Raw genomic sequence first — 19397 nt, 5'->3', positions numbered from 1 at the left:
GCGGGGCATGGATCACCCGACGCACCCGGCGGCGCTCAAGGGCCTGATCCAGATCGAGGAGTGCCTGGACGCGCACGGCGGCATCGTCTTACCGCCGGGGGACACCCTGATCTCGCTGATCGAGCGCAACATCGCCAATGTCGGCGACGCGGTGGCGTTTCGCTACCTCGACTACGCCGGACCGGTCGAGGGCGGCGCCATCGAACTGACCTGGGCGCAATTCGGCCGGCGGTTGCGCGCCATCGCCGCCCGGCTGCAAGAGGTCACCGAACGCGGCGACCGGGTGGCGATCCTGGCGCCCCAAGGCCTCGACTACGTCGCCGGGTTCTATGCGGCGGTCAAGTGCGCAACCGTCGCGGTGCCTTTGTTCGCCCCCGAGCTGCCGGGGCACGCCGAACGCCTCGACACCGCGTTGCGCGATGCCACCCCGGCCGTGGTCCTGACCACCGCGGCGGTGCAGCGGATCGTCGAAGACTTCCTGCGCGCGCTGCCGCCGCAGGTGCAGCCGCACGTCGTCGTCATCGACGAGATCCCCGACTCGGCCGCCGTGGAATTCGTGCCGGTGGATATCGACGTCGACGGGGTATCGCATCTGCAGTACACCTCGGGCACTACCCGACCGCCGGTCGGTGTGCGGGTGACCCACCGCGCGGTGGGAACCAACCTGCTGCAGATGATCCTGTCGATCGACATGCTGGACCGAAACACCCACGGGCTCAGCTGGTTACCGCTCTACCATGATATGGGCCTGTCGATGATCGGGTTCCCCGCCGTCTACGGCGGACACTCCACGCTCATCTCGCCCACGGCGTTCATCCGCCGGCCGCAGCGCTGGATCCGCGCCCTCTCGGATGCCTCGCGCCGCGGCCGGGTCGTCACCGCGGCACCGAACTTCGCCTACGAATTGACCGCTCAGCGTGGGCTGCCCGCCCCGGGCGCCGACATCGACTTGTCGAATGTGGTGATGATCATCGGGTCCGAGCCGGTGAGCATGCCGGCGATCACGGCGTTCAACGAGGCCTTCGCGCAGTACGGGTTGCCGCGCACCGCGATCAAGCCGTCCTACGGGATCGCCGAGGCCACGCTGTTCGTGGCGACGATCGATCCCGACGCCGAAGCGAGCGTGCTGCACCTAGGGCGCGAGCAGCTCGGCGCGGGGCGCGCGGTGCCGGTGGCCGCCGACGCCCCCGATGCGGTGGCACAGGTGTCGTGCGGCCGGGTCGCGCGCAGCCTGTGGGCGGTGATCGTCGACGCCGACGCCGGCCAGGAACTGCCCGACGGCCACATCGGCGAGATCTGGTTGCACGGCGACAACGTGACCGCCGGCTATTGGGGCCGCCCCGAGGAGACGCGGCGGGTCTTCGGCGCTCGACTGCGGCGTCGGCTGGCGCAGGGCAGTCACGCGCAGCGGGTGCCGAGCGACGGAACCTGGCTGCGCACCGGCGATCTGGGGTTCTATCGCGACGGCGAGCTTTATGTGACCGGCCGAACGGTGGACCTGATGACCATCGAGGGCCGCAGCCATTACCCGCACGATATCGAGAAAACGGTCGCGCAGGCCTCGACGATGGTGCGCAGCGGCTACGTGGTCGCGTTCACCGCAGACGCGAGCGACGGGCTGGTCATCGTCGCCGAGCGCGCCACCGGCACCGGCCGCAAGGATCCCGCGCCGGCGATCGACGCGATCCGGGCGGAGGTGTCGCGGGTGCACGGGCTGACCGCCGCCGACATCCGGTTCGTGCCGGCCGGGGCGATCCCGCGCACCACCAGCGGCAAACTCGGTCGTACCGCGTGCCGTGCGCAGTACCTCGCCGGCGGGCTGGATCCGCGCTGACGGCGCCGCACAGCGGACGCACAGCGCAGACATGCCGGGCACCAAAAATAGCTAGATAACATTCCTAAATCGTCTCGTCGGCGCGGATCGCCGGCCAGGTCATAAGGGGAGGCAATGGATTTCGGAGCCTTGCCGCCGGAGATCAATTCGGCGCGGATGTACGCCGGCGCCGGCCGTTCACCTCGCCGCCGCAGACCACCGACCCGTCCCGACAAGCCAGCCAGGCCTCGTCGGTAGCGCAATCTGCTGCGGCCACCACCGGAGCCGACACCGAGACCTTGATGAGCCAAGGGCCGCAACTGATCTCGACGACTCCGGCGGCGCTGCAGACGCTGGCGGCGCCGGTGACCGAGACGCCGTCGGGTACTTCGACGGCATCACTGTCCAGCCTGACCTCGCTGACCATGCCGCTGCGCATGGCGATGATGCCGATGAGCATGCTGATGCGGATGCTGATGACCGGGACCAACGGAGCCAAGGGTGCTGCCGCTGGTCTGGCCGCTGCCCCGGCAGCGGCGGCCGGTACCGCCGGTTCGGTGACACTGACCGGCTTCACCGGAGGGCAGGCTGCCACGGCCGGCCTGGGCCGGGCCGCCTCGATCGGGGCACTGTCGGTGCCGCCGGCCTGGACCGGCATGGGGGTGGCCACCACTCCGACGGCCACGGCGCTGCCGATCACCGGTGCTGTCGCTCCGGCGGGGGTGGGGACCGGGTCGGCGATTCCTCCGCTGGTTCCGTTCGGGAACCTGGGCGGCCGGGGCGGTTTCGGTCCCTCCGCCACCCAGTACGACTTCCGTCCTACCGTGATCCCACGGTCACCGGCAGCGGGGTAGTCGCCGCAGGCTGGACTTTGTGAATCCTTCTGGGCCACCAGAACCAGCGGCCGAGCAGGGCGGCGATCGACGGTGTGAGGAATGATCGCACGATGAGGGTGTCGAACAGCAATCCGATCCCGATTGTGGAGCCGGCCTGGCCGATCGAGTACAGGTCGCTGACCGCCATCGACATCATCGTGAACGCGAACACCAGGCCCGCCGCGGTGACCACCGATCCCGTACCGCCGATCGAGCGGATGATCCCGGTCTTGATGCCCGTCTTACTCCCGTCGCCGATTTCCTCCTGGAAGCGCGAGACCAGCAACAGGTTGTAATCCGAGCCGACTGCCAGCAGGATGATGACGCCGAACACCGGCGCGATCCAGTTCAGCGGCAGACCGAAGAGGTACTGCCACACCAGGACCGACAACCCGAACGCCGCGCTCAATGACAACAGCACCGTGCCGACGATCACCGAGGCTGCCACCAGCGCCCGGGTCAGCAGCAGCATTACGATGAAGATCAACGTCACTGCCGCCACCGCGACGATCAGGATGTCGTAAGTGGAACCGGACTGGATGTCGTTGTACACCGCCGCGGTTCCGGTGAGATAGAACTTGGCGCCGGTCAGCGGGGTGCCCTTCACCGCGTCGTGGGCGGCGGCCAGCATCGGCTCGACGAACGAAATGCCCTTGGGGGTGGCCGGATCCGCGTCGTAGGTGACGATGAACCGCGCCGCCTTGCCGTCCGGGGACAGGAACAGCTCCAAGCCCTTCTGGAAGTCCGGGTTGTCGAAGGCCTCGGGCGGCAGATAGAAGTAGTCGTCGGCCCGGGAGGCGTCGAAGGCCCGGCCCATCTCGGTGGCGGTGTCGGTCATCCGCGACATCTGGGTCACCAGTCCGGAGAAGGTCGAGTGCATCGAGAGCAGGCTGGCCTGCATGGATTTCGCGACCGCGATCATCGGCTCGAACTGCCCGACCATCTGCGGCATGACCGCGTTCATGTCGGCCATGTCGGCCAGCAGCGGTGCCATGTTCTCGCTGAACTTGTCCATCCCGTCGTAGGCGTCGAACACCGACCGGACGGCATGACAGACCGGGATGTTGAAACAGTTCTGCTCCCAGTAGAAGTAGTTGCGGACCGGACGCGCGACGTCGTCGAAATCGGCGATGTGGTCCCGGATCTCGTCAACGGTCGCATTGATCGTCACCATGTCGGTGGTCATCCGCTCGGTGGTGGTGTCCATCCGGTCGACCAGATCCCGCAGCCGCTCCATGGACTCGACGGTGGCACCCAGGTCGTCGCTCATCTGGAGCATGTCCGCCAGCCGGTCGTCCATGAACTGCAGATTCTGCTGGATGGGCACCGCCCCCATGCTGACCTGGAACGGGATGGAGGTGTGGTCGATCGGGCTGCCCAACGGCCGGGTGATGCTCTGCACCCGCTCCACTCCGCGGGTGCGGAAGATGTTCTTGGCGATCCGGTCCAAGATGATCATGTCGGCCGAATTGCGCAGATCGTGGTCGGCCTCGACCATCAACACATCGGGGTTCATCCGGGCCGCGCTGAAGTGCCGTTCGGCGGCGTCGTAGCCGACATTCGCCGGCAGGTCGGACGGGATGTAATAGCGGTCGTTGTAGCTGATCTTCATGCCCGGCACGACGAGCATTCCGGCCAGGGTGACCAGCAATGCGCTCACGAACACCGCACCGGGCCAGCGGACGTTCGCGGTGCCGATGCGCCGCCAGCCGCGTCCCTCGACTCGTTTGGGGTCTAGCAACGGCGCGGCCACCGCGACGACGGCCGGCGCGACGGTCAGCGCGCCGGCGATCACCACCAGCAGGCCCAACGCCGACGGGATACCGAGCGCTTTGAAATAGGACAGCCGGGCGAAGTGCAGACACAACGAGGCCCCGGCGATGGTCAGCCCGGAGCCCAAGATGACATGCCAGGTGCCGCGAAACATTGAGTACCACGCGGTTTCGCGGTCCTCGCCGGCGTTGCGGGCCTCGTGGTAGCGGCCGATCAAGAAGATCGCATAGTCGGTGCCGGCCGCGATCGCCAGCGACGACAGCATCGCGACCACGAATGTCGAGAACCCCAGCAGGCCGCGGTCTCCCAGCAGCGCAACCAGGCCGCGGGCGGTGCCCATCTCGAAGCCGACCATCACCAGAGCCAGCGCCACCGTGGCAGCCGAGCGGTAGACGATCGCCAGCATGATGATGATGACCAGGCCGGTGACGGCCATCATCTTGAGCATGGATTTGTCGGCGGCTTCGGTCATGTCGGTGGTCAGCGCGGCCTGGCCGGTCACATACGCGCTCACCCCATCGGGCGCCGGGACCGACGCGACGATCTTGCGCACTGCGTCGACCGACTCGTTGCCCAGGGTGCTGCCCTGGTCGCCGGCGGTGTTGATCTGCGCGTAAGCGGCCTTGCCGTCGGTGCTCTGCACGCCGGCGGCGGTGATCGGATCACCCCATAGGTCAGAGATGTGCTGCACGTGGTGGTGATCGGCGGACAGCTTCTCGATCAGGGTGTCGTAGTAGCGGTGGGCGTCGGCTCCGAGTTCGGTCCGGCCTTCCAGCACCAGCATGACCATGCTGTCGGAGTCGAATTCGTCGAACTTCGCGCCGATGTGCTTGGCGGCGATCAGCGACGGCGCATCCTGTGGGGACATCGTCACGGCGTGCTCGCGCGCGACCGATTCGATCGGCGGCACCAGCACGTTGAGGCCGACGGTCAGCAGCAGCCAGAAGATGATCAGCGGCCACGCGAGCCGGCGGATCAGGCGCATGTATGCCGGGCGGGGGTTGTCGAGCGCACTCATGCGGCTTTGACCAGACAGAAGACCTGGGCGTGGTGCCCGGTGGCGTGCTGTTCGTCTTTGATGTCGCCGTTGACCGTGATCCGGCAGCCGATTGCGTCACCGTCACCCTGGGCCACCAGGTTGGCGATCACCGCCGGGCTCGTCGTGGTCATGGTGTGCGACCAGGGCAGGGTGGTGAACGTCGACTGCACCACCTGGGTCTGCTCGCCGAGGTAGCTGACTTTGCCGGTGGCTCCGCCGGGCCCGAAGATCTCGTAGACGATCCGCTTCTCGTTGATGGACGCGATCGGCGCTGATCCACTGCCATCCCAGCGGAAGATCTCGTCGGACCCGAACGCGCCGCGAAGGTTGAGCACCGCAACGGTTCCGGCGATAGCCGCCAGGGCGACGACCACCGGCACCCAGGTCCGTTTAGCGACTGTCAACAACGGTGGCTCCTCCGTAACTCAGCTCTGATCCAAACGATGGGGGATACTATAAACCCCGTAGGGTATATATGTGGGCCTGATGGTGCCCCTGGAGACCTGTGATCTGTGTTAAGGCGCGGGGCGGTTTCGCTGCGCGGCGACCGCTTCGCCGAGCCAGCGCCGCAGGAAGCGGCGAAGCCCGTCGGCGGAGCGATCGGAATCGTTGGGCGCCACGATGAACGACAACATGATCCGCAGGGTGAACTCGACGAGTTCGCGCAAGCTGGGCTCGTCGTAGCCGTGCTGTTTCCAGTCGACGTCGAACCGATCGATCATCCGCATCCCCAATGCCAGGGACTCCTGCGACGTCATCTCCCGGTTGAGCGGGGAGGTGGAGGACAGCATCGCGCCCAGCTGCGGGGAGCGGGTCACCGCGTCCAGGGTGTAGAGGGTTCCTTCGGTGAGTGCGTCGGCCGGATCGTGAATGCCCTGGACGTGTTCGGTCAGCCGATCAAGGAAGTCGTCGACCGAGGCGATGGCCACGGCGCGCATCAAGGCGTCGGCGGTGGGGAAGTAGCGGTACACCGTCTGCCGGATGACGCCCAGCGCGGCGGCGACGTCGGCCAACGACACCGCCGAGCCCGTCTCGGCCACCAGATCGACGGCGGCGGCGATGATTCGCCGGCCGGCTTCTTCGTCGTCGCGGGGCGGGTTACCGCCCCAGCCGCGTCGGCGTGCCATCAGCGGATCCCTTGACAACCGTCACGCATCGAACAATCATACGCGAAGACGTTCATTTGTATGTTGATTGCTGAGGTGGCCATGACCGATCTGATCGTGCGCAAGTTGCGGTTCGCATTCGCCGATCATCCCGTGCCGTTTGTGTGGAACGAAGCCAACCCGGCGTTCTCGTCAATGGCCAACGCGGTGTCATTACTGGCTATCGGGTTCGAGAAGATGATCGTCTCGACCATGGCCGACGTCACGCCGACGATCACCGACCCGGAGATCGCCGAGGAGGCCGATGCCTTCGTCCGTCAGGAAGGCCAGCACTCGATGGCCCACCGCGGACACGCACGGGCGCTGATCAAGGCCTACCCGGGGCTCAAAGAGACCCTTGACGAGTGCAACGCGATGTTCGACAGACTGGTCGCGGAGACACCGCTGCGCTACCGGCTGGCCTACACCGCCGATCTCGAGGCGACCTTCACACCGGTGTTCAAGCTGATGCTCGATCACGACGACACGCTGTTCGCGCCGGGCGATGACCGGGTCGCGTCACTGTTCTTGTGGCACTTCGTCGAAGAGGTCGAGCACCGCAGCTCCGCGCTGATCATCTACGACGCCGTCGTCGGCGACCCGTGGTACCGGATGCGGATGGCGCCGTCGATCTTCAAACACGTGATGAGCGTGATCAAGGTGGCGTGCCTGGGATTCAACAAGCACATCCCGCTGGCCGAGCGCAAGGTCGATGCGCTGTCGCTGTTCAGCACCTACCGCGGCAAACAGGCCTGGCGGCGGCGGATGCCGTTCGGCTGGCCGGCCGATCAAGGGCCGGTCGTCGACGCCTTCAAACATCTGCCCAAAGGCGAGGTGCTCACCGCCGTGAACGGTATCGTGCGTAGTCAGCTGCCCAATCACCAACCGGCGCACGAGAAGATCCCGGTGCTGGCCGAGGAGTGGTTCGCCCGCTACGACCAGGGCTACGACGTGACGAAGTGGTACACCGCCGAGGAGAAGAGCGCCTGATGTCCGACTTGTGTGCACCGACTTTCGAGCAGCTCGCCCAATCGCTGGGGTTCTCCTGCTCGGAGGCCGGCGGTCTGGTGGAGTTCCGCAACCCGTTGCAGCTGGAGAACTGGACGTTGCCGGTTCTGGAGCTCACCGTGATCATCGGGGCGGTGCTGGCACTGGTCTACGCGATCAACCGGTTCCGGCGCCACGGGGATGCCACCAACCTGGCGCTGTGGTTCGGTGCGATCGCCTACCTGCTGATCATCGAGCCGCCGCTGTACTTTCCGGCGGCGTTCGGCATCAGCGAGCATGTCGATACGATGTTCGCGCACAACGTGTTCACCGTTGATTTCCTGTGGGGCCGGCTGCCGCTGTACATCGTCGCGATCTATCCGATGATGGCGACCGTCGCCTTCGAGATCGTCCGCATTCTGGGGGTGTTCCGCCGCTACGGCGTCGTCGTCGGTGCGATCTGCGTGGGGTTTGTCCACCACGTTTTCTACGAGATTTTCGACCACCTCGGCCCGCAGCTGCGCTGGTGGGAGTGGTCGGTGGACAACCCGCTGAATCAGCCCATGTTCGCCTCGGTGCCGATGGGCAGCGTGGTGGTGTTCGCGGCACTATGGCCGGCGTCGCTGGCGTTCTGCGTCCAGCTGTTCGTCGGCCGCCAGGTCGATCAGGGCAGGCGATTCAGCGGGCCGCAAGTGGTGTGGCGCACCATCGTCATCGGCCTCGTGGCGTCGCTGGGGACCGGCATCCTGCCGCTGCCGGCGACCCTTCTCGGTGCCGCCACCGACGGCAGGTTGCTGGGGATCGCTTATGCCGCAGAGCTTCTGGTCATCGTGGCGGTAGCCCTGCCGGTGCTCATCGTGCAGTGGCGGCGGCTGAGGCTGAACCCGGCCACCGCGGGCCGCCACGACAATCCGCTGATCGTCCGCTACGCGGCGGTGTACCTGGCGGTCATGACGGTGCTGTGGCTGACCGCCCTGCCGGCCTACCTCGGCGCGGTGGACGGGGTGACCGCCAACGGTGACCCGATCGGCAGTCTCTGGTACACCATCGGATGCTTCGTGGTGGCTTACCTGAGCGTCGCCGCCGCGGCCACCGTCCCGCCGATCCTGCCGGACACCGCCGAGCGGGCCGAGCACGCTCCCGTCGCGGTGTGATTCAGCGGCCTTGCCAGCGTGGTGGGCGCTTCTCCTGCCAGGCCCGCAAGCCCTCGGCGACGTCCTCGGTGGCCCCGGCGACCTTGCGCATGGTCTCACCGAAGCGGACCGCGTCGATCCAGCTCATGTCCGCGCTGCGCCACGCCACCTCCTTGGTGGCTCGCTGGGCCAGGGGAGCGGCCATGGTCAGGGTGCGCGCCCAGTCTCGGGCGGTCTCTTGCAGCTCGGACGGCTCGACCAGCTTCCACACCAGCCCGATCTCCTTGGCCCGCTGCGCGGTGATCGGTTCGCCGGTCAGCAGCAGCTCCATCGCGTTGGCCCAGCCCACCCGCTGCGGCAGTCGGATCGCGCCGACGATGGTGGGCACCCCGATCGACACCTCCGGGAAACGGAACACTGCCTCAGTGCTGGCGATCACGAAGTCGCAGAACAACAGTCCCGTCAGCCCGTAGCCGATGCACGGGCCGTGCACCGCGGCGATGGTCGGCTTGAAAAGCTCCATGCCACTTTCGAACGAGTTGATGGTGGGCTTCTCCCAGAACGTGCCGGGAAACGTGCCGACCGCGCCGACCGAATCCTTGAGATCGGCCCCGGCGCAGAACGCGTCGCCCTCGGCGGTGAGAATCCCGACCCAGGAGTCCTCCTCGGCCCGGAACCGGTCCCAGGCGGCGTTGAGATCCTGGCGCATGGCCCCGTTGATGGCGTTGCGGGCTTCGGGACGGTTCAGGGTGATGGTGGCGACGTGGTCGTCCAACGCATAGGTGACCAGAGACATGGCGCCACCGTACCGTCGGAGTCGTGCGATGGATCGTCGACGCGATGAACGTGATCGGTTCTCGGCCCGACGGCTGGTGGAAGGACCGCCACGCGGCCATGGTCCGGTTGACGCTGCAGCTGGAACGCTGGGTGGCCGCCGGCGACCGGCACGTCACGGTGGTGTTCGAAAAGCCGCCGTCCCCGCCGATCAGCTCGCAGCTCATCGAGATCGCCGCGGCGCCGCGGGCCGGCGCAGATTCCGCTGACGACGAGATCGTCCGGCTGGTGCGAAGCGCTGAGGAGCCACCCGACGTCACCGTGGTGACATCCGATACCAACTTGCTGGAGCGGGTCCGGGAAGCCGGCGCAAACACCTACCCCGCCAGGGGGTTTCGGGAGCTGATCGAGGGGCCGTAAGGCTCAGGCCGGCGGGCGCCCGGCCGCGGCCGCCCCGGCCCGGCGGCCGGCGAACACGCAGTCGGCGATCGAGAGCCCGCTGACGTAGGACCGTGATGCGATGCCGATGGCGGTGCGGCCGGCGCTGTAGAGTCCGGGGATCGGTGTGCCATCGGCGGTGATGACCGCGCCGGTGTCCTCGGCGACCCGAACCCCGCCCAGCGTCAGCATCGGGGTGGGCAGCAAGACGTTGGGCCGCACCGAGATATCCAGCAGGGTGAACGGGGCCTTGTCGATCCGACGGCAGAACTCGGCCGGCTTTCCGGCCGGGTCCTCGGTACCGGAGTCGATCGCGTCGTTGTGCGCCGCGACGGCGGCCTGCAGGCCTTCCGGGTCGATGCCGGCGGCCCGGGCGGCCTCGGCCAGCGTCCTCCCGCGCGCCGCGCCGGTGAACAGCAGCGCGGCGGCCTGGGCGCGCTGGAACCACAGCGTCTGGGCGAGCAGCTGCCGGCGGGCCTCCGACATGAGTGCGGCGTCGGCCAGGATCCAGCCTTTGCTGCCATGGTTTTTCACCAACGCTTGGCCCAGCGCCGCACCGTAGCGGGTCTCGTCGATCACCCGGGTGCCCTTCTCGTCGACGACGATCGCGGAGATGAAGGCGCTCGGCGGAGTGATGAACCGCCATGCCGAGACGTTGTCCATCCGGTCGGGCACCCCACCGACTCTCTGCGCCAACGCGATGCCGCTGCCGTCGTCCCCGCTGGTGCCCAACGGCAGGCCGCCGTTGAATTCCGGGGCGTAGCGCTTGCGCCACTCGGTGTTGGCGATGAAGCCGCCGGCGCAGATGATCACCCCGCGGCGCGCGGTGATCTCGATCGGCCGGGCGTAGCGGTCCTCCAGCTTCGCCAGGCGAAGGTCCATCGCGGCGCGCAGCGGCGGGTAATAGACGCCCGGCTTGGAGGAGATCGCGGCCAGCCTCGCGTAGCGCCGTTGGATGCGCCGCGGCGCCTCGCCCATGGTCAGGGCGCGCACCCCGGTCACCCGGCCCGACGGGTCCTGCAGCAGTGCGGTGACCCTGGTGTGCGCCCGGAAATCCACCCCGAGCTTGCGCGCCGAGTCGGCCAGTGGCGCATAGATCTTCTTGCCCGAGGTGCCCTTGCCGTAGGCGCGGTGACCGCGCTGCACCGGCGGGGTCTGCGCGCGGGAGACGCCGGCGTTCTCGCTGCCGGAGTGGTACAGGTAGTAGCGGTTGTTCGGAAACGACGTCTTGTAGGGGCACAAGGCGGCGTTGAACGGCACCCCGTGTTTGCTCAACCAGTCGATCATCTCCGGGCTGGTGTCCACGAAGCGTTGCAAGGTTTGCGGGCTGACCGCGTCGCCGACCTCCAGGCGCAGGTAGTCCAGCATCTGCTCGGCGGTGTCGTGCACCCCGGCTTCGCGCTGGACCGCCGTGCCGGCCCCGGCGTAGATGATGCCGCCGGAGATCGCGGTGGCACCGCCGCCGTTGGCGCGATCGAGCGCTATGACCTCAGCGCCGAGTTCGGCGGCGGTGATCGCCGCGCAGGTGCCGGCCGCACCGAAGCCGACCACGACGACGTCGGTTGTCAGGCTGGTGATCACGCGCAATCTCCTCCACGACATGAGCTGGTCGGTCCCCAATGTAACAGTCGGTAGTCGGCCATCAGCAGAAGTGACCAGCGATGATGATCCGCAGTCGGGTCGTAAGCAGAACACGTTCTAGTTGGCTTGGAACGCTCCGAGCCCCGGTCTTGCCGGGTTTGCCACGGATGACAGGCGAAGATGAACCCCATGGCTGTCCGGTTACTGCGCACCCTCGCCGCTCTGGTCTTCGTTCTCGCCGCCGCGCCGGCGCCCGCCGGTGCGGCGCCGGGATCGGATCCCGCCGCGGTGGCCGCCGATCTGGCCGCCGCCGACCAGGCGCTGCGTAACCCGTCCGCGCCCGAGCAGGTACTTGCGGCCGCGGCCCGTCGCCAGCAGGTCGCCTACCGCACCCTGGGCGCGCATCCCGAGTGGGACGCGATCGCCCGCCCACAGATCCCAGCCGCACTGCTGGAGGTCTACGACCGCAACATCGACGCCCGCCGCCAGCTCATGGCGCTCACCGAGCCCAAATCCACCCTGCCGCCGTGGCGCGTGGTGCCACCGGTACCGGCCAACGAGCTGATGGCCGCCTACCGCGCGTCCGAGGCAGCCTCCGGTGTGCCGTGGAACTACCTGGCGGCGATCAACTTCGTCGAGACCGGCTTCGGCCGCATCAACGGAGTCAGCGACGACGCCGCGCAGGGCCCGATGCAGTTCCTGCCCTCGACGTTTGCCGCGTACGGCAACGGCGGCGACATCCACTCACCGCGCGATGCCATCATGGCGGCCGGAAGACTATTGGCCGCCAACGGTTTTGCCACCAACCGCGACAAAGCCATCTGGAACTACAACCATTCCGATCACTATGTGCGCGCGGTCAACGACTATGCCGAGGTCATCGGTGGCGATCCGGCCGGATTCGCGAGTTACTACCGCTGGGATACCTACTACCGCACGACGGCCGGGGATCTGTTACTGCCGATCGGGTACGTCTCGACGACGCGGATCCCGGTCGAGCAGTACCTGGCCGCGCACCCGCAGTAACGCGTCAACCCTGCTGGGCCCGCCACTTGTCCAGCGCCCGGCGGTCGCGTTTGGTGGGCCGCCCGGCGCCGCGATCCCGTGCGGCCACCGGGGCAGGAGCAGCCGGTGGGGGCGGCGGAGTGCGATCCAGGTAGCAGGTCACCGCATCGGCCGCACCGACCCGCTTCTGAATCACCCGCACGACCTCGACGGTCCTGGTGCGGTCACCCACCCGGGCGCTCACCACGTCACCTGGAGAAACCGGCGTCGCGGGCTTGGCCGGCCGGTTATTGACCCGAACATGCCCGCCGCGGCAGGCCGCAGCGGCGTCCGGCCGGGTCTTGGTCACTCGCACCGCCCACAGCCAGCGATCCACCCGGGCCGATTCCATGGCACTGCGGCTCAGCGGGCCTTGAGGATCTTGATCGCGAAGACCAGGGTGTCGCCCGGCAGGATGCCGGCGGCCGGTTGACCCTCGGGGTAACCGTCGGCGGGAATCATCGCGACCGCCACGGTCGAGCCGACTTTCTGGCCGGCGATGGCCTTCTGGAAGCCCGGCACGACGCGGTCGAGTCCGAACTCCACCGGCTCGCCCCGCTCGTAGCTGCTCTCGAACACCGACCCGTCGCGGCCGTTGACGCCCATGTAGCAGACCGACACGCGCGCGTTATCGGCGACGATCGGTCCGTCGCCGGCCTTGAGCGTCTGCACCTGCGTCTGAGTCACCGTGAACGGCGCCTCCACGGCGACGCGCGGGGCCGCGGTCTCGGTCGAGCCGGTCACCGCGACGCTGCCGCTGGAGCCGGGCAGTGTCCAATCGGCTGCGCCGCCGTCGGCGGGCGGTGTCGACGGACAGGCCGACGGCGTCTGGTTGGTGGGGGGTACGAACAGATCCGTGACCGAGGAGGTGCGCTCCGAGGAGGTGTTGTCCTCAGAGCTGCCGCACGCGGTCAGCGTCATTCCCAGGCAGAGGGCACCGGCAGCGAACGCGACGAAAGAGGGGGCGCGAAAGGAAGTCACCTGCGCCACGCTACAGCGCGCCTCGGCGTGTAGCATTTTGCTATAATCCGTTACAGGATGCTACGGAGTCGGGAGGTGGGTCATGCCTGAGGTCGCCGATCGGGTCACCAGGTTTGCCGCGGATTTGGTGGACAGTGCCGCCGCCGAGGGTGCTCGGCAAAGCAGGTCAGCCAAACAGCAACTCGACCACTGGGCAAGGGTCGGCCGAGCGGTGTCGGCGCAGCAGACCGCGGCGCGGCGGCGGGTCGAGTCGGCCCTGGCCGGCCATCTGGACACCGGTGCCTTGAATCGGGAAGAAGGCGTGGTGTTCAACGCCGAGATCTCCGCGGCGATCGAGGAGAACCTGGCCCACACCAACTATGGCGACATCCTTGCCGACCGCGGCATCACCACGGTTGCCCTCGATGACGACGGCCGCATCGTCGAGTACCGGCCCGACGGCACCTCGGTGATCGTGGAGACGTCCCACTGAGGCGCCTTGACCTCATCGTCGGCCCGAACGGGGCGGGGAAGTCGACCTTCGTTGCTCTCACGCTGGCGCCACTGCTGCCGGGGGCACCGTTTGTCAACGCCGACGAGATCGCCAAGAGTCGCTGGCCCGATGAGGTCGCCGCGCGCGCGTACGACGCCGCGCGGGTGGCCGCACAGACCCGGATGGCGCTCATCGAACAAGGACGTTCGTTCATCGCCGAGACGGTGTTCTCGCACGAGTCGAAGCTCGACCTGATCGCTACGGCCCTTGCCCATGACTACACGGTGGTGCTGCATGCGGTCCTGATCCCCGAGGCGCTGGCCGTGCAGCGGGTGCGGTATCGGGTGGCCGCCGGCGGGCATGCGGTTCCCGAGGAGAAGATCCGAGACCGCTACCACCGACTGTGGCCGTTGGTTGCCGAGGCGATCGGAATAGCCGACGTCGCAACGGTTTACGACAATTCGCGTGCTGTCGGTCCGCGGGTGGTGGCGCAGTTCGCGGGCGGTGCCGAAATCGGGGAGCTGGCTTGGCCGGCCTGGGCGCCCGAGGCGCTTGTCAACCGCTGGCGGCGCCGCACCTAGTGGTGCGTCTTCACCACCAGCTTGCCAACGTTCTTGCCGTCGAACAGCATGTTGATGGCGGTCGGCAGCTGCTCGAAGCCCTCGACGACGGTCTCGAGCGGCGTGAGCCTTCCCGCGGAGATCAGCTCGGTGATCTCGCTGTTCGCCTCCTGCGCGCGATCGAAGTGATCGAGCACGATGAAGCCCTGCAGGGTCGCGCGCTGGATGAGCAGGTTTCCGAACGCGCGCGGTCCGGGTGGCGGGTTGGTCGCGTTGTAGCCCGAGATCAGCCCGCAGAGCGCGATCCGGGCACCGACGTTGACGCGGGCGAAGACCGCATCCATGATGTCGCCGCCGACGTTTTCGAAATCGACGTCGATGCCGTCGGGGGTCGCGGCGGCGAGCTGGCCCGCCCAGTCGTCGGCCCGGTAATCCACGGCGGCGTCGAAGCCGAGCTGGTCGGTCAACAGCGCGCACTTCTCCGGGCCGCCGGCGATCCCGACGACGCGCGCGCCATCGGCCTTGGCGAGCTGACCCGCAACCGAACCGACCGCGCCGGCTGCGGCCGAGACAACGACGGTCTCGCCGGGCTTGGGTTTGCCGATGTCGCGGATCCCGATCCACGCGGTGAGTCCGGTCATGCCCAGGGCGCCCAAATACGCGCTCGGCGAGACCCCTTCGGCCACGTCGACCGGGAACAACGGCATCGCGTCCGAGACGACGGCGTACTCCTGCCAGCCGGTCAGGCCCTGCACGATTTGGCCGACCGGATAGTTCGGATTATTCGACGCGACGACCTCACCGAGTCCGCCCGCGCGCATGACCTCTCCGATCCCGACCGGCGGCAGGTACGACGGAGTGTCGTTGATCCACATGCGGTTGGTCGGGTCCAGCGAGATCCAGTCGACGCGCACCAGCGCCTCGCCATCCCCGATGGACGGCACCGCCTGCTCGCTGAGTTCGAAGGTGTTCGGGCCGATACGGCCGGTCGGGCGTTCGCGGAGCAGGAAGCGGCGGTTTCGGTCGGCCATGAGCGCACGCTACCGGATGGGGGTCGAGCGTAATGCGGAGTTCACCTGGCAGACTGTCGGCATGGCACAGATAACCTTGCGCGGAAACCCAGTGACGACGGCCGGCGAACTGCCCGCGGTGGGGGATGCGGCGCCCGCGTTCTCTCTGACCGGCACCGACCTCGGTGCGGTCGAGAGTGCTCAGTTCGGCGGCAAGCCTTTGCTGTTGAACATTTTTCCGTCCATCGACACCCCGGTGTGCGCCACCAGTGTGCGGACGTTCAACGAACGCGCGGCCGCCAGCGGCCTGACCGTGGTGTGCGTGTCCAACGATCTGCCGTTCGCCCAGAACCGCTTCTGCGGTGCCGAGGGCATCGAGAACGTGACCACGGCCTCGGCCTTCCGCTCGAGCTTCGGCGGGGACTACGGGGTGACCATCACGGATGGTCCGATGGCCGGGCTGCTCGCGCGCGCCGTGGTGGTCATCGATGCAGGCGGCAAGGTCGCCTACACCGAGCTGGTACCGGAGATCGCCAGTGAGCCGAACTACGACGCGGCCGTGGCAGCGCTGAGCTGATCGGCTCCGACGCGGCCGTCCGGTGATTCCTGATCTCTGGCGGTGACAGTCCGAAAGCCGTCGCGACACCTCTTCGCCGGTGCGTATGCGGTCGCCCTGGTGGTGGCCGTGCCGCGGGTCATACCCGGCGTTCTTAGCCGGTAACCGGCCTGGGTTTGAGGTAGCTGACCAGGCTGACGTCGAGCATCTCGTCGGCGAAGTAGTGCTGGCAGCCGCGCAGGTACTTCATGTAGCGCTCGTAGACCTCTTCGGACTGGAGCGCGATGGCGACATCCTTGCGGGCTTCCAGCGCGTCACCCCAGATTTGCAGGGTCTTGATGTAATGCGGGCGCAAGGAAAGAGCTTCCGGAACAAGGAATCCGGCTCTTTCGCCGTGTTCGACCATCATGTCGGTGGTGGGCAGCCGGCCGCCCGGGAAGATCTCGGTGACCATGAATTTGATGAACCGCGCGGTTTCGAAGGTGAGCTTCTTGCCGCGGGCGTTCAGGTCGTAGGGGTGGAAGCTGACGCTGCTCTGAATCGACATCCGGCCGTCGTCGGGCAGGATGTCGAAACACCGGGCGAAGAACTCGTTATACCGCTCGTGCCCGAAGTGTTCGAATGCCTCGATGGACACGATCCGGTCGACCGGAAGACTGAATTCTTCCCAGCCGTGCAACAAGACCTCGCGGTTGCGATCGGAATCCACGGAGTCGATCAGTTGCTGCGCGTAGGCGCGCTGGTTTTTCGACAGGGTCAGGCCGATGACATTGACGTCGTATTTCTCGAGAGCGCGTTTCATGGTGGCCCCCCAGCCGCAGCCGATGTCGAGCAGCGTCATGCCGGGAAGCAGGTTCAGCTTGTCGAGATTGAGGTCGATTTTGGCTATCTGGGCATCTTCCAGCGACAGACCCGGTTCTGCGAAGTAGGCGCAACTGTAGGTGCGGGTCGGGTCTTGGAACAAGCCGAAGAAGTCGTCGGATAAGTCGTAGTGCGCCTGGATGTCTTCGAAATGCGGTCGCATCCCGTCGGAGACGTTGGGTGCCTCGGTCACGGCGAGCCTCGTTTCTCCAGCGTGAACTGGTTGACGTCGATGTAGCCCTTTCGGAACCCGTCGGCACAGCCGGTCAGGTAATGCATGTAGCGGTCGTAGACCTCTTGGGACTGAATCGCGATGGCCTCTTGGCGGTGGGCTTCCAATGCGCTCGCCCAGCAGTCGAGTGTTCGTATGTAGTGCGGTTGCAGGGACTGGCGGCGGGTCAGCGTGAATCCCGCGCCCGCGGAGTGGTCGTGCACCATTTCGATGGTGGGCAACCGCCCGCCGGGGAAGATCTCGGTGACGATGAACTTGACGAAGCGGGCCACCGCGAACGTCAACGGCAGACCGCGCTCCGCCATCTGGGGAAACGTCAAGCCGGAGATCGTGTGTAGCAGCATCACGCCGGACGGGGGCAGGACGTGATAGGCCATGGCGAAGAAGTCGTCGTAGCGCTCGTGGCCGAAATGCTCGAAGGCGCCGATGGATACGATCCGGTCGACGGGCTCGTCGAAGCACTCCCAGCCCTCCATCAGCACCTGCCTGCGGCGGGAGGTGTCCATCGCGTCGAAGGTCGCCTGGGCGTGGACCGCCTGGTTCTTGCTCAGGGTAAGGCCGATGACATTGACGTCGTATTTCTCGATGGCTCGGCGCATCGTGGCGCCCCAGCCGCAACCGATGTCAAGCAGCGTCATCCCCGGCTGCAATCCCAACTTGCCCAGGGACAGATCGATTTTCGCGAGCTGAGCCTGCTCCAGGGTCATGTCGTCGCGTTCGAAGTAGGCGCAGCTGTAGGTCTGGGACGGATCGAGAAACAGCCGGAAGAACTCGTCGGACAGGTCGTAATGGGCCTGTACGTCATCGAAATGAGGTTGGAGATCTTTGGGCATATGTTCCGCTGCTTCCTAATAGGCGCCGAAGGCCAGCGCCACGTTGTGGCCGCCGAAGCCGAACGAGTTGCTGATGGCGTAGCGGTAGTCGCCCGGCCGCGGATCCCCGGCGACGACATCCAGGTCGATCTCCGGGTCGAGGTTGTGCAGATTCAGCGTCGGCGGCACGACCCGGTCTCGCAGCGCCAACACGGTCAGGATCGCCTCCACCGCACCGACCGCACCGACCGAATGGCCGAGCGCCGCTTTCGGTGCGTACACCGCCGGTTGATGGGCGCCCAACGCATTGCGGATGGCGTGGGCTTCGGCGACATCGCCGATCTTGGTTCCGGTGGCGTGCGCATTGACGTGGTCGATGTCGCCGGGAGCCAGCCCGGCGAGCTCGATCGCACGGGTCATCGCGTAGCCGGCCCGTTCACCGTTGGGGTCGGGCGCCACGATGTGGTAGCCGTCGGAGGTGAGGCCGGCGCCCATCAGGCGGGCGAGGATGGGCGCACCGCGGGCTTTGGCGTGCTCCTCGGTCTCGATGACCATCAGCGCGCCGGCCTCACCGAAGACGAACCCGTTGCGGTCCTTGTCGAAGGGGCGACACGCGCCTTCCGGGTCGTCGTTGCTGGTCGACAACACGACGCGCATGGCGGCGAAGCCGGCGATCGGAACCGCCTCGATCTTGTTCTCCACCCCGCCGCAGATCGCGATGTCGGCTTCGTCGTAGACAATGTCGCGCCACGCCTGCGCAATGGCTTCGGCCCCAGAGGCGCACGCCGACACCGGGGTGATGACGCCGGCCTTGGCGCCGCGCTCGAGTCCGACAGCGGCCGCGGATGCGTTGGGCATGTACATCTGCACCCCGAGCGGCGACACCCCCTTCATCCCGCGTTCGACCATGCCCTGATAGCCCCAGACCAGCTGCTCGGGTGAGCCCAGGCCGGTGCCGATGGACACCATCAGCCGCCGGGTGTCGACTTCAGGCGATCCGGTGCTCTCCCAGACTCGCCGGCCGATAATCGTCGCCATACTGCCGAGGTATGACAGTCGGCGCTGCTCGATGCGGGTCAACCCGTGGTCGAAGTCTTCACGCAGATGACCGCCGATGCGTACCGGCATGTCGTACTCCTCGACCCATTCGTCATCGAGCCTGCGGATTCCGCTCTGCCCGTCCAGCAACTTCTTCCAGGTGTCGTCCGCATTGGCGGCCAGCGCCGTCGTCATCGCGACTCCGGTGACGACCACGTCGGAAAAGCCGTGTCCCGTCGAGAACTTCGCCATTTCCTCGCCTCGTTTCCCGGA

At 67.1% G+C, this 19397-nt stretch carries 20 protein-coding genes and 1 pseudogene; 10 read left to right on the top strand and 11 right to left on the bottom strand.

Annotation, left to right across the window (positions count from 1 at the left end; all coding sequences use genetic code 11):
- Nucleotides 1-7: 7 nt before the first annotated feature.
- The 3 genes and pseudogenes from AC5Y31_RS15380 to AC5Y31_RS15370 all read left to right on the top strand — a co-directional run bounded on the left by AC5Y31_RS15380 (nt 8) and on the right by AC5Y31_RS15370 (nt 2667).
- Nucleotides 8-1834, top strand: coding sequence for a fatty acyl-AMP ligase (locus AC5Y31_RS15380; protein WP_064855489.1), 1827 nt, complete (start codon nt 8-10; stop codon nt 1832-1834).
- 114 nt (nt 1835-1948) lie between these two features.
- A pseudogene (locus tag AC5Y31_RS15375) lies at nt 1949-2017 on the top strand (PPE domain-containing protein); the annotation flags it as partial.
- A 98-nt stretch (nt 2018-2115) separates the two neighbouring features.
- Nucleotides 2116-2667, top strand: coding sequence for a PE/PPE C-terminal domain-containing protein (locus AC5Y31_RS15370; RefSeq protein WP_499981321.1), 552 nt, complete (start codon nt 2116-2118; stop codon nt 2665-2667).
- Here AC5Y31_RS15370 and AC5Y31_RS15365 read toward each other — a convergent pair.
- From AC5Y31_RS15365 to AC5Y31_RS15355, 3 genes are all read right to left on the bottom strand, one after another.
- The gene (locus AC5Y31_RS15365) at nt 2633-5479 is read right to left on the bottom strand and encodes an MMPL/RND family transporter (RefSeq protein WP_064855491.1); all 2847 of its coding nucleotides are present in this window, start codon (nt 5477-5479) and stop codon (nt 2633-2635) included. The genes AC5Y31_RS15370 and AC5Y31_RS15365 overlap by 35 nt on opposite strands.
- Nucleotides 5476-5907: an MmpS family transport accessory protein gene (locus tag AC5Y31_RS15360; RefSeq protein ID WP_064855492.1), complete on the bottom strand. Its 432-nt coding sequence runs from the start codon at nt 5905-5907 to the stop codon at nt 5476-5478. Before AC5Y31_RS15360 ends, AC5Y31_RS15365 begins: the two co-directional genes overlap by 4 nt.
- A gap of 108 nt (nt 5908-6015) precedes the next feature.
- Nucleotides 6016-6627, bottom strand: a complete 612-nt coding sequence (locus AC5Y31_RS15355; protein ID WP_064855493.1) for a TetR/AcrR family transcriptional regulator — start codon at nt 6625-6627, stop codon at nt 6016-6018.
- Between the two features lie 81 nt (nt 6628-6708).
- Between AC5Y31_RS15355 and AC5Y31_RS15350 the strand changes: the two genes are divergently transcribed.
- Nucleotides 6709-7635, top strand: a complete 927-nt coding sequence (locus tag AC5Y31_RS15350; protein ID WP_064855536.1) for a metal-dependent hydrolase — start codon at nt 6709-6711, stop codon at nt 7633-7635.
- On the top strand, nt 7635-8786 hold the full coding sequence (locus tag AC5Y31_RS15345) for a hypothetical protein (RefSeq protein WP_499981318.1): 1152 nt from the start codon (nt 7635-7637) through the stop codon (nt 8784-8786). Before AC5Y31_RS15350 ends, AC5Y31_RS15345 begins: the two co-directional genes overlap by 1 nt.
- 1 nt (nt 8787) lies before the next feature.
- Here the strand turns inward: AC5Y31_RS15345 and AC5Y31_RS15340 are convergent, their stop codons facing one another.
- Nucleotides 8788-9561, bottom strand: a complete 774-nt coding sequence (locus AC5Y31_RS15340) for an enoyl-CoA hydratase/isomerase family protein (protein WP_064855495.1) — start codon at nt 9559-9561, stop codon at nt 8788-8790.
- Between the two features lie 23 nt (nt 9562-9584).
- On the opposite strand from AC5Y31_RS15340, the gene AC5Y31_RS15335 reads away from it, so the two are divergent.
- Nucleotides 9585-9959 carry an NYN domain-containing protein gene (locus AC5Y31_RS15335; protein WP_499981316.1) on the top strand — a complete coding sequence of 125 codons (375 nt, stop codon included), beginning with the start codon at nt 9585-9587 and terminating at the stop codon, nt 9957-9959.
- Nucleotides 9960-9962: 3 nt separating this feature from the next.
- Here AC5Y31_RS15335 and AC5Y31_RS15330 read toward each other — a convergent pair whose 3' ends face one another.
- Nucleotides 9963-11558: an FAD-binding protein gene (locus AC5Y31_RS15330; protein ID WP_499981314.1), complete on the bottom strand. Its 1596-nt coding sequence runs from the start codon at nt 11556-11558 to the stop codon at nt 9963-9965.
- 189 nt (nt 11559-11747) lie between these two features.
- Between AC5Y31_RS15330 and AC5Y31_RS15325 the strand changes: the two genes are divergently transcribed.
- Nucleotides 11748-12584: a lytic transglycosylase domain-containing protein gene (locus tag AC5Y31_RS15325; protein ID WP_499981312.1), complete on the top strand. Its 837-nt coding sequence runs from the start codon at nt 11748-11750 to the stop codon at nt 12582-12584.
- A gap of 4 nt (nt 12585-12588) precedes the next feature.
- Here the strand turns inward: AC5Y31_RS15325 and AC5Y31_RS15320 are convergent, their stop codons facing one another.
- The gene (locus AC5Y31_RS15320) at nt 12589-12954 is read right to left on the bottom strand and encodes an RNA-binding S4 domain-containing protein (RefSeq protein WP_064855499.1); all 366 of its coding nucleotides are present in this window, start codon (nt 12952-12954) and stop codon (nt 12589-12591) included.
- Nucleotides 12955-12965: 11 nt separating this feature from the next.
- The gene (locus AC5Y31_RS15315; RefSeq protein ID WP_499981413.1) at nt 12966-13523 is read right to left on the bottom strand and encodes an FKBP-type peptidyl-prolyl cis-trans isomerase; all 558 of its coding nucleotides are present in this window, start codon (nt 13521-13523) and stop codon (nt 12966-12968) included.
- Nucleotides 13524-13665: 142 nt separating this feature from the next.
- On the opposite strand from AC5Y31_RS15315, the gene AC5Y31_RS15310 reads away from it, so the two are divergent.
- A complete protein-coding gene (locus tag AC5Y31_RS15310; RefSeq protein WP_301635726.1) occupies nt 13666-14055 on the top strand; it encodes a TA system antitoxin ParD family protein in 390 nt (129 codons plus the stop codon).
- Nucleotides 14052-14636, top strand: a complete 585-nt coding sequence (locus AC5Y31_RS15305; RefSeq protein WP_499981411.1) for an ATPase — start codon at nt 14052-14054, stop codon at nt 14634-14636. The genes AC5Y31_RS15310 and AC5Y31_RS15305 overlap by 4 nt, the downstream gene beginning before the upstream one ends.
- On the opposite strand, the gene AC5Y31_RS15300 is transcribed toward AC5Y31_RS15305, so the two are convergent.
- A complete protein-coding gene (locus tag AC5Y31_RS15300; RefSeq protein WP_499981311.1) occupies nt 14633-15646 on the bottom strand; it encodes an NADP-dependent oxidoreductase in 1014 nt (337 codons plus the stop codon). The two genes, AC5Y31_RS15305 and AC5Y31_RS15300, sit on opposite strands and share 4 nt — an antisense overlap.
- 61 nt (nt 15647-15707) lie before the next feature.
- Here AC5Y31_RS15300 and tpx point away from each other — a divergent pair, with 61 nt between their 5' ends.
- Entirely contained in the window at nt 15708-16202 is a 495-nt protein-coding gene (gene tpx / locus AC5Y31_RS15295; protein WP_499981409.1) for a thiol peroxidase, read from the top strand.
- A gap of 133 nt (nt 16203-16335) precedes the next feature.
- Here the strand turns inward: tpx and AC5Y31_RS15290 are convergent, their stop codons facing one another.
- Genes AC5Y31_RS15290 through AC5Y31_RS15280 form a run of 3 tightly spaced genes read right to left on the bottom strand, consistent with a single transcriptional unit; the run spans nt 16336 to nt 19376 of the window.
- Nucleotides 16336-17205 carry a cyclopropane mycolic acid synthase family methyltransferase gene (locus tag AC5Y31_RS15290; RefSeq protein WP_301636333.1) on the bottom strand — a complete coding sequence of 290 codons (870 nt, stop codon included), beginning with the start codon at nt 17203-17205 and terminating at the stop codon, nt 16336-16338.
- 26 nt (nt 17206-17231) lie between these two features.
- Entirely contained in the window at nt 17232-18107 is an 876-nt protein-coding gene (locus tag AC5Y31_RS15285; protein WP_065025571.1) for a cyclopropane mycolic acid synthase family methyltransferase, read from the bottom strand.
- A gap of 15 nt (nt 18108-18122) precedes the next feature.
- On the bottom strand, nt 18123-19376 hold the full coding sequence (locus AC5Y31_RS15280; protein ID WP_499981309.1) for a KasA/KasB family beta-ketoacyl-ACP synthase: 1254 nt from the start codon (nt 19374-19376) through the stop codon (nt 18123-18125).
- Nucleotides 19377-19397: the final 21 nt, after the last annotated feature.

It is taken from the genome of Mycobacterium sp. NGS18, assembly GCF_059813185.1.
This window is presented reverse-complemented; position numbering and strand designations above follow the sequence as displayed.